Annotated in this window: 8 protein-coding genes; 6 read left to right on the top strand and 2 right to left on the bottom strand. The window is 39.7% G+C overall.

Translation table 11 applies throughout. The features are described from left to right. Positions 1–22 precede the first annotated feature (22 nt). Complete coding sequence (locus IV514_RS07995; RefSeq protein WP_206484424.1) at positions 23–2,815, bottom strand: TonB-dependent receptor; 2,793 nt, start codon at positions 2,813–2,815, stop codon at positions 23–25. A gap of 369 nt (positions 2,816–3,184) precedes the next feature. Here IV514_RS07995 and IV514_RS07990 point away from each other — a divergent pair, with 369 nt between their 5' ends. From IV514_RS07990 to IV514_RS07965, 6 genes are all read left to right on the top strand, one after another. After that, a complete protein-coding gene (locus IV514_RS07990) occupies positions 3,185–5,626 on the top strand; it encodes a LamG-like jellyroll fold domain-containing protein (protein WP_241242252.1) in 2,442 nt (813 codons plus the stop codon). A 92-nt stretch (positions 5,627–5,718) separates the two neighbouring features. Then, the gene (locus IV514_RS07985; protein ID WP_206484422.1) at positions 5,719–6,615 is read left to right on the top strand and encodes an SMP-30/gluconolactonase/LRE family protein; all 897 of its coding nucleotides are present in this window, start codon (positions 5,719–5,721) and stop codon (positions 6,613–6,615) included. Positions 6,616–6,920: 305 nt separating this feature from the next. Continuing rightward, the gene (locus IV514_RS07980; protein ID WP_206484421.1) at positions 6,921–8,585 is read left to right on the top strand and encodes a ribulokinase; all 1,665 of its coding nucleotides are present in this window, start codon (positions 6,921–6,923) and stop codon (positions 8,583–8,585) included. After that, positions 8,582–9,274: an L-ribulose-5-phosphate 4-epimerase gene (locus IV514_RS07975; RefSeq protein WP_206484420.1), complete on the top strand. Its 693-nt coding sequence runs from the start codon at positions 8,582–8,584 to the stop codon at positions 9,272–9,274. The genes IV514_RS07980 and IV514_RS07975 overlap by 4 nt, the downstream gene beginning before the upstream one ends. Positions 9,275–9,319: 45 nt before the next feature. Next, on the top strand, positions 9,320–10,822 hold the full coding sequence (gene araA / locus IV514_RS07970) for an L-arabinose isomerase (RefSeq protein ID WP_206484419.1): 1,503 nt from the start codon (positions 9,320–9,322) through the stop codon (positions 10,820–10,822). Positions 10,823–10,967: 145 nt separating this feature from the next. After that, positions 10,968–11,567 (top strand): beta-phosphoglucomutase family hydrolase, encoded by a 600-nt coding sequence (locus tag IV514_RS07965; RefSeq protein WP_206484418.1) that lies wholly within the window; start codon positions 10,968–10,970, stop codon positions 11,565–11,567. A gap of 273 nt (positions 11,568–11,840) precedes the next feature. On the opposite strand, the gene IV514_RS07960 is transcribed toward IV514_RS07965, so the two are convergent. Continuing rightward, complete coding sequence (locus IV514_RS07960) at positions 11,841–14,123, bottom strand: TonB-dependent receptor (protein ID WP_206484417.1); 2,283 nt, start codon at positions 14,121–14,123, stop codon at positions 11,841–11,843. Between the last annotated feature and the right edge of the window lie 11 nt (positions 14,124–14,134).

Raw genomic sequence — 14,134 nt, 5'->3', positions numbered from 1 at the left:
TTTGATAAATCAATGGGTTAACTTACATTGAATAACGGACACCTAAAGCAAAGGTGCGGCTAAGTATTGCGTTACCAAAATTATGAGTATTTTGGTTACCTTTACCGTAGTAACTCTGTGTTAACTCATCGGTTAAGTTTGTCGCATCAAAGGTAACAGTCATGTTTTCTGAAACATCGTAACTTAGCTGAAAATCGACACTGGTTTCAGGACGACGCCAAACTTGTAATGGGTTAGCAAATAATGCAGCTTCATTATTATTAAAGAAGGCTTCACGATAAACGTAAGATAATCGCATATCAAAATCTTCTTTTTCGTAAATAAATACTGTGCTGTACGAAGTGTCAGATACACCTGGTAAGTCAGATTCGGTTTCACCTACGACATTACCTGAATCATCCGTTAATGCTAACGTCTGTGATGAAGACAAAGAGGTATAACTTGCTTGAATACCAAAGCCATCAAGATATTCTGGTAAGTTTTCAGGGAAGTAAACCATACCTACTTCAAAACCTTTTAACTCACCGTCAGACGCATTATCTGGTTGGCTAACAACATAATCACCTGCATCAATATCTGCATCACCAGCATAGTACTGACGATTACGGAAACCAATCACAAAACCATCGATATCACGTTTGAAAATTGTCCCGTAAATTGAGCTAGTATCAGCAAAGTACCATTCAGCAGCTAAATCAATATTGGTTGATTCTGTTGGTTTAAGGTTTGGATTACCGCCAGAGCCTGTACCGTAACCAATGTTTGTGACGTCTTCAAAATAGGTAATATTAGAGTTTAAGTCAGCAAAGCCTGGACGACGTAATGTTTCACCGTAAGTAAAACGTAGGTTAATGTCATCAGTGATGCCGTAGCGAATTGCTAAACTAGGTAACACTGAGCTCACACTAGCATCATCATAACTTGTTGAATCATCGGATTTCTTATTGAAGGTCATGTCAGTTTTAGCATTAACATAACGAACACCGATTTGACCATCTAAAGGCTGACCGTTAATTTCGGTTGCAAAGTCGGTCATCACATAGAGGGAGGTTTGTTTCTCATCTATTTCAAAGTTTTTGTATAATGCCTGTTCTGTTAGACCATAGGTATTACGAACATCGGCTGTGTTGCCAAACAAGTAGTCAGCATCAGCTACAATCCATGAGTCATTAAAGTTACTCGCTTCGCTGAAGAAGCCTGATGATGTCATTAACAAGTCTTCACCAAATGTACCATCAGCAATGTGTTGGGCTAAATTACCACCTAACCAACTGTCTTGGCCACGGCTTGATTCATATGCTTTACGGTTGTCAATGTTGATACCGAATTTGACGTTTTGTAACCAACCCATATCTTCGAAAAGATACTCGCCATCTAAGGTCCACGTAAGTGCACTACCTTGACGTTCTGAGCCGTTATCCCACATTTGAGCAACATTCCATAGTTCAGGGTTGGTAATATCGCTCTCGTCAATTTCTGTCGCTGGATTGTCAATATAGGTTAATGCAGGTAAGCCATCAGAGTCGTTAAAATCAACGTCAATTTGATGATGAACACGATCAAAGCGCATCGCTAAAAATTCGTCTTCAAATGTTGATTTTTGATACACCAGTTCAGAGTTTAAGGTTAAATTATTACTAATTTCCCAGTTACCCCCAAGTGCGTATACATAGCTGTCTGTTTTACCTACAAGGCTATCGCCGCTGGTGAAAGCGTATGGGTTATTGACTAAGCGCTCTTTAATAATGTTAGTGCCTGGAAATAATACAGGGGCAGGCAAACTACCAGCATCACCCCACCAGTCAGCAAATGAAAACTGTAATGAAGTGGTTTGTTCGTTGCGATAACCATTATAAAATGCTTCAAAGATATACTCTGACTGATCATTAGGTGCAAATTGTAAGGCAACGTTTGCTGCTGGACGTTTACGTTCGCCGGTAACATCAGCACCAAAAATAGCATCACGAGCTAAATAATATTCTACCTCTTCGCCATTTAGTGGCATTGTAGAACCTGCTGCTGAAGGTAAACCCGCTTCAGTACCTGCTTGCCAACCACTAAATAAACGTTCTAATGGACCAAAGCCGCCGCCGCCAGCTTGTGTAACGAAAGGCACCATTGCGCCAGGAGTAATTGATTGATCACGATAGTTAGTTTTCGCGTAAGAAACGTTAACTAAAGCACCAAATTCACCACTGTTATTGAGTTGCCAACGATCACTTAATAACATGCTGATATTAGGATCACTTTTTCCTGCTTCTTCTTGACGAATTGCTCGAGCAGCTACCACAACTTTACTGTCATCAAAATCAAAAGGACGTTGGGTGTGAATGTCGATTACACCAGCAATACCACTTTCAATTAAGTTAGCAGAGCGAGTTTTGTATATATCTACACCGCGCAATAAACTTGCAGGGATGTCTTGTAAAGCAACACTACGACCAGAAGCTGTAAAGATATTACGACCATTAATTGTCGTTGTAACATCATTTAAACCTCGGATAGAAACCGTAGATACTTCACCTGCACCACGATCTGTGACTTGAACACCAGTGACGCGTTGCAAAGCTTCTACAACATTATTATCAGGAAATTTGCCAATATCTTCAGAAACAATAGCATCAACGAGTTGTAAATTCTGACGCTTAATATTTAGTGCTTTATTTAAACTGTATCGAAGGCCTTTAACTTCAATAACTTCAATAACTTCCTTTTCTGCTTTTGAATCTTTTTCATTTTCTATTTCTTCAGCTTGTACTGATTGGCAAGCTAGCGCGCAACAAATTGCTGTAGCTAGATAGTTTTTATTAAACATATTAAATTCCCCTGTGTTTCTCAATTATCCCGTAATTATTGTTATAAGCAGTTGCAGCGGGATGGCTATTACATCAGTTTTATTGCTGTTGATATACAGTGAAAGTCGTATTATTTCATCATACAATAATATTGATGTAGTATGATGTTATTGTATGATGAATAGCCTTGTCAATATAATTAGTGAAAATATATTTGATTAATATTATTGTATTATTAATTTTTAATAATGGTAAGTGTTGCTTAATAAATATTATTGGTGTTATCGTATGATGAATAGTGGTATTAATATAATTCATGTAAAAAGTATGCTTTTCATCTTTGTGTGTAAGCGATGGAACAGCATCATAATGTTATTAAGGAAAGGTTAATGATAAAGCCTAGAATATTAGAAATGATGGTAATTTGTGTTTTCACGCTATCCGCTTGTGGGGGCGGAGGAAGTGATTCTACAACAACAGAACAACCAGTTGTGCCTGTAAAACCAAGTGAGCCAACTGACCCTATTAAATATACTCCCGTTGAAGATCCAACAGTTGATGAGCAGGCGTTATATTACAATGATTTAGCTGTACATGATCCTTCAATCATCAAGACTAATGATACTTATTATGTGTTTGGATCTCATCTTGCAGCAGCAAAATCAACAGATTTAATGCAATGGCAATATATGAATGAAGGAGACAATTTTTCTAATGGTATTTTATTTTCTCCTTCCTACGCCGAAGCGCTTCCCGAGGCGATCAGTTGGACAGGTGGTCATGTAGGTTCATGGGCATCAGACGTTATTCAACTATCAGATAATAAATATTATTTCTATTATAACCATTGTGCAAACCCTGCATCGGGTGAATGTAATATGCCACATTCATACTTAGGTGTGGCGGTATCCGATAATATCGAAGGGCCATATACTGACAAGGGTGTTTTCCTTAAATCGGGTACGCTAGATAGTGTCACTGCTGATGATTTACCCGAAGGCATTGATAATTATATTGATGGTCAAATGCCAAATGTTATCGATCCAGATGTTTTTTACGATAAAAATGGTGGTTTATGGATGACATATGGTTCTCATTTTGGTGGCATCTGGTTGTTAGAAATGGATGAGGCTACGGCGAAACCTAAGCCTGGACAAGGCTATGGTACTCGATTGACTGGTGGAGGTTTTCATGCCAATGAAGGCTCATATGTTTTATATAGTCCGGTGAGTGATTATTATTACTTGTTTACTTCATTAGCCGGTTTTAATGCCAATGGCGGTTACAATATTCGTATTTCACGATCGCGGACACCTGAAGGCCCTTACCTTGATGCTGCTGGTAATAATATGGCAAATTTTGGAGGTAATGATCCAACGCCCTACGGTGTGAAATTAATGGGGGGCTTTACTTTTGTTGCCAAGCAGGGAGATGAAGGAACGAATGAAGGGTATTTATCTCCTGGTCATAACTCCGCTTATTATGATGAAGAGTTAGGTAAACACTTATTAATCACTCATACGCGCTTTCCAAACCGAGGAGAGCAGCATTCAATTCGCGTACATGAAATGTTTATTACCGATGATGGTTGGTTAACGGCTTCTCCTCATCGTTATGCGCCAATCGAAGGTGATAATATTGTTGATGCAGGGGACCTTTTCGGTCATTACCGTTTTATTCATCATGGTAATGATTCAAATACAACGGGTCATCAATCGGTTTATCTCACGCTTAACAATGATGGCACTATTACAGGGAGCCATACCGGGACTTTCACCTTAGATGAAGTGAATACAGACCGTATTAAACTAATGGTCGATGGTATTGGTGATTTTGATGGTGTAATGAAATGGCAATGGGATAGTAACTTCAAGATTTTAACACCTACATTTAGCGCAGTATCAGTGAATAACTCTGTTATTTGGGGCTCAAAGTTAGTGGGTGAATCGAGTACAGACTTTTTAAATAAAATCGCTGACAGCATAGAGTTACCGGTTGAAATCATTGAGGGTTCATTAGATTTACCAACCGAAGGTACTCTTAACGCGACGATTAGTTGGACATCGGATAACCCAGATATCATTAGTGCTACTGGAGTTGTCACGCCAATATCCTCCGGTGAGCAAACGGTGACATTAACAGCAACGATCACACTCGATGGACAACAATTAGTTAAGAGCTATGCAATCAAGGTTGTTGAGCCGCAAGTTGGTGTGTTAAGTGCGCATTATCGTTTTGACGATGATTTAACTGAAGCTACGGGGAATTTCACCACAGCATCGGTAATAGGTGCAAAAATTGGTGAGCAAGGAGGAAGTGTAAACTATGTGCAAGGCATTCACGGTCAAGCATTATGGCTAGATGGCACTTCCGGTATCTTATTGCCAGATGGCCTGATTAATAGTTATCAATATTCGGTGGCTTTTTGGGTTAACCCAGAAGCAACAACTGTTCATACACCAGTGTTTTTTGGCGCACTGAGTGGCAGTGAATTTGTTAGCTTTTTACTTCAAAACTGGTGGAATGAGGAAACCACCGTGTGGAGTAACAATAATGATGTTTGGTTCGATGCTCAAGTGGCAAAGGTACCGTTAGACCAGTGGACTCACTTAGCATTTACCGTTGATAATGGCTCGGTGAAAATTTATGTCAATGGTATTGAGCAGGCGTCAGGTTCCGGTCTTAATGATTTCTTCTCCGTTAATGAAGGCACCTTTACCTTAGGAGTTAATTATTGGGATGACGCGCCATTTAACGGGTTAATCGACGAATTGAGAATTTACTCAAGTGCTATTTCCTCGGTTGAAGTCAGTGAATTAGTGAATCAATAACTCGTAATGACATTAAACCAGTTGATCTAAGGTGCCAATTAAGGCACCTTTTTTATATCTGAATAACAATACGTTAAATAGCATAGAAATGTATGAGTACAATTAGTGTTGGCGATTTACTTTTTAGGATACCTGTGAGCAATGTACTAGGTGAAGGTGTTCAATGGCATATTGAAAGCCAGTCGATTTGGTGGACAGACATTCAAACAGCAACCTTATTTAATTTTTCTATTGCAGATAAAAAGCTCAAAACATTTGCGATGCCTGATCGTGTTGGCTGTTTTGGCTTTAGCAATAGTGAGCATGAATTGATTGTCGCATTTGCTAAAGGTATTGCACGTTATAACCTCCAAACTCAGGAAATGACCTGGATATCTCAACCAGAACGCGATATCCGAGGTAATCGTTTTAATGATGGTCGTGTTGACCGACAGGGGCGTTTTTGGGCTGGCACTATGGTTGAAGAAAAATATACCAGTGAACAAAGTGGTGCGCTTTATATGTTGAACTCGGCGCAAAACATTCAACCAATGATTGAGGAGATAAACATTTCTAATAGCTTATGTTGGAGTCCTGATGGCCTGACTATGTATCATTGTGATTCACCGTTACGCACAATTTATCAGTACAATTTTGATCCGCAAACGTCGAAAATTAGTCATAAAAAAGTATTTGCAAAAACACCTGATAATAGCTTTCCTGATGGTGCTACCGTTGATCATTTAGGCGGTGTTTGGAGTGCACATTGGGGAGGTGGAAAAATAGTACGATATACCGCTCAGGGTGATAAAAGTCTTGAGTTAGCATTGCCTGTTTCACAACCTACATGTGTTGCTATCGGTGGAAAGCACTTAGATTGGTTAATTATCACTACGGCAAAAGAGTCACTCAGTGATGCAACGATTACAAAAGAACCTTACGCTGGCGATGTTTTTGTCTATCAACTCCACGGGGTTAAAGGGATCGCTGAACCCCAATGTGTTATTTGAACGTGTTGTTGCTAATTAACAGGATGCCGTTTTTTAAGCCATCTATAAGCGTTAACCTGATCTTATAGTTACTCTTCTTATTAACCTCATTATTTTTCTACACCAGATTCATTGGTGATTTCACTTTTCAACTCTCTGTATCTTAATGATTTTTTATGATTTTTGTAAAAAAGTATAAAAAAGGTCGAATTCAAATTTTATTCATACTACAATAACACAAGTTGAATAATCATATTGTAGTATTAATTGGTTTCTGTGATGCCAATGTAAAGGTTGACTGCAAAACTTTGCTTAAAGGTATTTAGATGTTTTCTTATGTTTTAGGAATAGACTATGGCTCCGATTCCGTTAGAGCGTTATTAGTTGATACGGATACAGGTTCGGAAGTAGCAACGAGTGTTGCATATTATCCTCGTTGGAAAGCGGGATTATTTTGTGATGCAAGTAAAGATCAATTTAGACAACATCCTCTGGATTATATCGAAAGTCTAGAACAGGTTATGGCTGATTTATGGCAACGAGCTCCCACCGATTCAGCTAAACATGTACATGCTATTAGCTTTGATACAACAGGCTCTACACCTGTAGCAGTTGATGAAAATGGTACGGCTTTAGCGTTAAAAGAAGAGTTCGCCACTAACCCAAATGCGATGTTTGTCTTGTGGAAAGATCATAGTGCGATTAAAGAAGCAAATGAGATCACCCTAGCGGCCAAGCAAGCTCCTGAAGATTACCTTAAATATGAAGGTGGTATTTATTCATCAGAATGGTTTTGGGCGAAAGTATTATTTGTATTACGCCAAGATATTGCCGTTAAAAATTCAGCGCATAGCTGGGTTGAACACTGTGATTGGATGTCAGCGCTGTTAACTGGTACAACCCACCCAGATAAATTCCGTGCGAGTCGTTGTGCCGCTGGACATAAGGTGATGTGGCATGAAAGTTGGGGAGGCTATCCACCCAATGACTTTTTTGTTGGTATTGATCCGTTATTAGACGGTCTACGCGATCGTTTACCTGCAGATACCTTTACGGCAGATCAAGTATGCGGCCAACTTACTCAAGAATGGGCTGAAAAATTAGGTTTACCAGTAGGTATCACAGTGTCATTTAGTGCCTTTGATTGTCATGCTGGTGCCGTTGCTGCCAATGTTAAACCGGGTGTGTTGACGAAAGTGATGGGCACATCAACGTGTGATATTACGGTGGCTGAATATGACAATATTGGTGATAAATGTATTAAAGGGATTTGTGGCCAAGTAGATGGTTCTGTGATGCCAGGGCTTATAGGTTTAGAAGCCGGTCAGTCAGCGTTTGGTGACTTATATGCGTGGTTTAAAAACTTGATTAATTGGCCATTAAATCAAATTGATACCAGCGACATACTTGATTCTGCAACAAAAGCAAAACTCGTAGAAGAAGTTGAAAATAATACCTTAATTCAGCTTGGTGAGTTCGCATCGCAACTGCCAATAGGCACTACCGGCATTACCGCATTAGATTGGGTAAATGGTCGTCGTACACCAGATGCTAATCAAGCGGTTTCCATGGCGATTACTGGTTTAAAAATGGGTAGCCATGCGCCTGAAATTTTCAAAGCGTTAGTCGAAGCAACAGCATTTGGTGCGCGCGCCATTATCGAGCGTTTTAAAGAAGAAGGTATCGCCATTGATCATGTTGTAACGATTGGCGGTATTTCAAAAAAATCAGACTATATCATGCAGACCTGTGCAGATGTTTGGCACTGTTCCATAGATGTTTTAGAAAGTGAGCAAAGTTGTGCGTTAGGTGCAGCAATTTATGCCGCAACCGCCGCTGGTTTATATCCAAGCGTTGTTGAAGCGCAAAAAGTGATGAACTCGCCAGTTGCAAAATCATATCAACCCAATTTAGTCAATGCAGCTAAATATGATGAGCTGTATCAGCAATATCAAGCACTGGGCAACTTTGTTGATGGTGATAAATTATGAGTTATTTAGAGTTAAAGCGTGAAGTATACGAAGCGAATATGGAGTTAGAGAAACGAAATCTAGTCACTTATACCTTCGGCAATGTCTCGCAAATTGATCGTCAAAAAGGCATCGTGGCAATAAAGCCAAGTGGTGTGCCATATGAAGACTTAACTGTCGACGATATCGTGATTGTTGATTTACAAAATAATATTGTTGAAGGCAAATTAAACCCGTCTTCAGACACGAAAACACATACGTATTTGTATCGTCAATGGTCTGATATTGGTGGAGTTACACATACTCATTCTACTTATGCTACTGCATGGGCTCAGGCGCAAGTTGCCATTCCATGTTTAGGTACGACACAAGCGGATTATGTATACGGCGAAATACCTTGCGCACCGGTAATGACTGATGCGCGTATTGCTGGTGATTATGAAGAGGAAACTGGCGCGCAAATCGTCGATTGTTTTAAAGAGCGTTCACCTAGCGAGTCACCCATGGTTATTGTTGCGGGTCATGCACCATTTACTTGGGGGAAGGATGCAGCAAAATCGGTTTATCACGCGGTGTTACTAGAAGAAATAGCTAAGATGGCTTACTTAACTAAAACATTAGCTCCTAGTATAGCGAGCTTAAAGCAAGGGTTAGTTGATAAGCACTATTTACGCAAGCACGGTAAAAACGCGTACTACGGTCAACAATAGTTAAATTGATATTTAGCAAAACCTATTTATTAGTGAGAAAAAATTATGAAAGTATTTGGTAAAAAACAGGTTTGGTTTATTACAGGTTCACAAGACTTATATGGCCCGAGAGTGCTTGAAGAAGTTGCCAATAACAGTCAGCAAATTGTGGCAGGTTTTAATCAATCAAGTGATATTTCACTAGAGATTGTTTATCAACCAACGGTTAAGTCACCAAAAGAAATTCACGCGATATGCCAAGCGGCAAACAGCGATGCCAATTGTATTGGCGTGATCATGTGGATGCATACTTTTTCACCAGCAAAAATGTGGATTGCTGGTTTAAATGAGTTACGTAAACCGTTTATGCATTTGCATACCCAATTTAATGCGGCACTACCTTGGGCTGACATTAACATGAATTATATGAATACTCATCAAAGTGCGCATGGTGACCGTGAATTCGGTTATATTGGCACGCGTATGCGTAAAGAGCGCAAAGTTGTTGTTGGTCATTGGCAAACTAAAGATGTACAAACTCAGATTGATGACTGGTGCCGAGCTGCCGCTGGTTGGAATGAAAGTCAGAACTTAAAAGTAGCACGTTTTGGCGACAACATGCGCCAAGTCGCCGTGACAGAAGGTGATAAAGTTGCTGCACAAATTCAATTTGGTTATGAAGTTCATGCTTATGGCTTAGGGGAATTATCTGACGTTGTAAATTCGATTTCTGATGCGGAAATAAAATCACAGCTTGATTTATATGGCAATGATTACACCATCGCACCAGATGTTTTTAATGACGACTACAAATTAAAGATGTTACAGAACGAAGCTCGTCTTGAATTAGGTATGGAAAAGTTCTTAGTTGATGGTGGTTTTGGTGCATTTACTAACTGTTTTGAAAATCTTGCCGGTTTAACTGGCTTACCTGGTTTAGCTACTCAACGATTGATGAGCAAAGGCTATGGTTATGGTGGTGAAGGTGATTGGAAAACATCAGCTATGGTGCGTATCATGAAAGTGATGGCAACTGGTCGCCAAGGCGGAACATCGTTTATGGAAGATTACACCTATAACTTTGGTGCTACTGATCAAGCATTGGGGGCACATATGTTAGAAGTATGTCCATCAATTGCTGCGGATAAACCTGTATTAGATGTACATTTACATACCATAGGTATGCGTTGTGATGTTGCTCGATTATTATTTACAGGCAAAGCAGGACCTGCAATTAACGTCTCGCCAATTGATTTGGGTAATCGTTTTCGCATTATCGTTAATGAAGTTGATGCAGTAACACCGCCTGCAGATACGCCTAATTTGCCGGTTGCTTCAGCACTATGGGAACCACGTCCAAACTTGTCAGTTGCTGCCGGCGCATGGATCCATGCTGGCGGGGCACACCATACCGCATATAGCCAAGCAGTAACTACGGATAATATTGCCGATTTTGCTGAAATGGCTGGTGTTGAATTGACGGTCATTGATGAAGAAACGCGAATTCGTCAATTTAAAAATGAGCTTCGTCAAAATGCTGCCTTTTATGCATTTAATCAAGGCTTATAAAATAACCTGTCTCTCTAAGATTTACTTATAATGTTATGCCGCTTTATGCGGCATTTTTTTCAACTTAATTTAGTGGTGAGCAAGCTATTGAATTTCGTTAATCTTTGGCTCGTGGTATGGTGCATGAGGTTATTTAGAGGTGTATATGTACGAAGAATTTGACGCTATTATTTTTGATATGGATGGCACATTAATTGACAGCGGTCAGTTACATCAACATGCATGGACATTAACATTAGAAAAATATGGTATTCCCATTGAACCAGCGTTAATGCGCTCATTGGCAGGAGTGCCTACCATTGAAACGTTAGCAATATTAATTGAACGCTTTTCAGTGCAGCCATCTGTATCGTTAGCAAAAATGAATGATTATAAAGAAAGTGTAGTATCAGCCACGTTTAAAGATTATGTTAAACCAACCGTTCTTGCTGAATTTGCATTATCGAATAAAAATAAACGTCCGATGGCGGTAGGGACAGGGGCTTACACGCAAGAGGCCAAAAATATCTTATCATCGTGTGGAATGATGGAGTTATTAGATCATGTCGTCGGGGCTGATCAAGTCGACAACCCAAAACCCGCTCCCGATACCTTTTTACGTTGCGCTCAGCTTATGGGGGTTGCCCCTGAAAAATGTATCGTATTTGAAGATGCACAAACGGGTATACAAGCAGCTAAAGATGCTGGAATGTTTGTTGTTGATGTTTTTCAAGAATTTCAAATAACCAATGACTATTTTCTTTAATTGAATTGTTGCGTTTTATTTGGTTAACGCATGTCATGATTTATTGTCGGCAAAACATGAACAAAGCTTCTTAAAAAAGTGTCTTGATTTAGTTGTGCGGAAAAACATTAGGAGTCTTTTGACTTTTAGACATGAAATGTTAATAAAAAATCGTATCCATAGATGGTACTTTTTTAATCATTAGATCTTACTTTATACGTTCGTATAAAAAGACTATCTCTTCAGATAAAAAAAGGCGGCTTACGCCGCCTAAATATCCATGTCTAATAGATATTAAAAACGATAACCTACCGTTAAGTGAACCGTACGCGGATCATTAAAGTAAGCGATTAAGGTATTATCTCCACCAAGGCCTGGTGTGTATGTGCCATCATCGTTTTTGACCGTAAAGCTGTAACCACCGACCATGGCCTCTTCATCTGTTAGGTTTTTCAAGTGTAAGCCACCATACCAGTTACCTTCTTGGCTTTCCCAAGTCACGCTAGCATTGACGGTACCGTAACCTTCCTGAAGCAGTGAATCACTGTCTTCAAAAAGTAAGTAATCATCACGATAGTAATAACCACCATTTAAGACAAAGTAGCCAAGTTCGGTGTCTAAGGTATAGTTTGCCGCCAAGCTTAAGGTATAATCCGGTGTATTTGATAAGCCAACTAAAGGCGTTGCAATAGTAGGATCATCTTCAATTTCACCATCCAAATAACCAAATGACATATCTAAACGTAAGTTGTCAGTAGCGGCATAAGTGATTTCAGTTTCAATACCTTTAACGGTAGAGCCTTTGATATTACCTAGATTTTGGTTAAGTACCGTCGCGTCATTTGGATCAGGTGTAACGGTAATATATTGGCGATCTTTATGATCTAATGAGAATAACGTGATATTGGTTCGTAACACATCATTCCAATCTTTTTTGATACCAAGTTCTATTGAATCAACGATTTCTGGATTGGCCGCACCCTCATTACTCGATGCTCTTGGGTTAAAAGTACCTGACTTAAAGCCTTGAGAGTAGCTTGCGAACACCATGGTGTCGTCATCTACCTGATATTCAAGGCCGACTCTTGGAGTAAAACGTGACCAATCTTTAGATTTAGGCGCATCCAAGATACCGTCCCCATCAGTATCAGTACCAAGTACTTGAGGGAATGAAACATCGCCTCGGTCATAACCTGGGATCCAACCTGACTCTGGATAGACGTTAGTAAATGCTAAGCCATTGTTTACAATAGCATCTTTTTCTTCTTTGGTGTATCTCGCACCTACGGTTAATGAAAGTTGTTCTGTTAAATCAATACTGCTTTGAATATACGCAGCGACACTTTCACTATTATTACAGCCGGTAACTTCACGTGTTAGGCCTGGAACACCAAATGCAGCACGTCCTAAAAATCCTAAGATGGCATCGAAGTGTCCACATGATTCACCATCGTATGCGTAAATACCGCTGACAATACTATAGCCATCACCGATATAGTTGGCTTGAATCTCATGGCTGGTATTTTCATCATCATAAAAAGCTGGCACATCAAAAATATCTAATGAGGTGTTGTCAAAATCAATGTTTGTGTCTGAATAGCTTTCACGTGAAGAAGTTATATATTTTAGTGATAATGCGTCGGTTGCCTGCCAATCAATCATAAAACTTAAACCCTCAAGCTCAACTAAGTTAGATGTTGGCATGCTGGTATAAGAATCATAAACGCTATCAGGCACTGGGGCATCGGTTAATAAACTGGGTAATAAACGATAACCGCCTTTTGCGTTAGAAGTATCTTTTGTTTTATCCCAAGCTAAACGCATAAATAGGTCTTCGCTTGCTCGGTATTCTAATGTAAGACGTGAAGCTGATAAGTCTTTGTTGTAATTTTCTTTATCTTGATTATCTAATGCAGAGGTGAGGAATTCACCAAAACCATCGCGATTTAATTGGGCATGGCCAAAGCCTAAGTATAACTTATCGCTGGCTAAAGGAATTTGTCCTGTTAGTTTCAAATCTTTTTGATTATAGCTACCTAAGGTGCCCTGAATATTGAATTCAGTTTCTCCTGACATAGGTTTTGTAATATATTTTACCGCACCGCCAATGGTATTTTTACCATAGAGTGTCCCTTGTGGACCACGGAGAACTTCGATACGTTCGACATCAAGTAGGTCAATAACAGCGCCTTGAGGGCGAGCAAGGTAAACGTCGTCAATATAAATGCCCACACCTGGTTCATAACCCCATAATGGATCTTGTTGACCCACACCGCGAATAAAAGCAGTCAAGGTCGAGTTGGTGCCTCGGCTAGTTTGTAGCGTGGTATTAGGTGAAAAGCGCTGAACTTCCGTCATGACAGAAATACCATTTTCGGCAAGCTCAGATTCACCAATAGAAGTAACGGCGACAGGGACCGTTTGTAAATTTTCCATTGATTTACGCGCAGTCACTTCAATATGTTCAAGACCAGCCTCTTTTTTCTTTGCATCTTCCGCTGCAAAGGCTGCAACACTTGTAGTTAGAGCAGTTGTTACCGCTAAGGCACAAATACTTCTATTGAATAATTGTTTCATTTTGATGTTCT

Source organism: Thalassotalea sp. G2M2-11 (assembly GCF_017168195.1).
Classification (GTDB): Bacteria; Pseudomonadota; Gammaproteobacteria; order Enterobacterales; family Alteromonadaceae; genus Thalassotalea_E.
The sequence above is the reverse complement of the archived record's forward strand: the minus strand, read 5'-3'. Positions and strand labels throughout refer to the sequence as shown.

What these genes read in the sequence shown, in the direction of transcription:
- IV514_RS07995 (WP_206484424.1), bottom strand. Translation starts at nt 2,815, where the DNA reads ATGTTTAATAAAAACTATCTAGCTACAGCAATTTGTTGCGCGCTAGCT.
- IV514_RS07990 (WP_241242252.1), top strand. Translation starts at nt 3,185, where the DNA reads ATGATAAAGCCTAGAATATTAGAAATGATGGTAATTTGTGTTTTCACG.
- IV514_RS07985 (WP_206484422.1), top strand. Translation starts at nt 5,719, where the DNA reads ATGAGTACAATTAGTGTTGGCGATTTACTTTTTAGGATACCTGTGAGC.
- IV514_RS07980 (WP_206484421.1), top strand. Translation starts at nt 6,921, where the DNA reads ATGTTTTCTTATGTTTTAGGAATAGACTATGGCTCCGATTCCGTTAGA.
- IV514_RS07975 (WP_206484420.1), top strand. Translation starts at nt 8,582, where the DNA reads ATGAGTTATTTAGAGTTAAAGCGTGAAGTATACGAAGCGAATATGGAG.
- araA (WP_206484419.1), top strand. Translation starts at nt 9,320, where the DNA reads ATGAAAGTATTTGGTAAAAAACAGGTTTGGTTTATTACAGGTTCACAA.
- IV514_RS07965 (WP_206484418.1), top strand. Translation starts at nt 10,968, where the DNA reads ATGTACGAAGAATTTGACGCTATTATTTTTGATATGGATGGCACATTA.
- IV514_RS07960 (WP_206484417.1), bottom strand. Translation starts at nt 14,123, where the DNA reads ATGAAACAATTATTCAATAGAAGTATTTGTGCCTTAGCGGTAACAACT.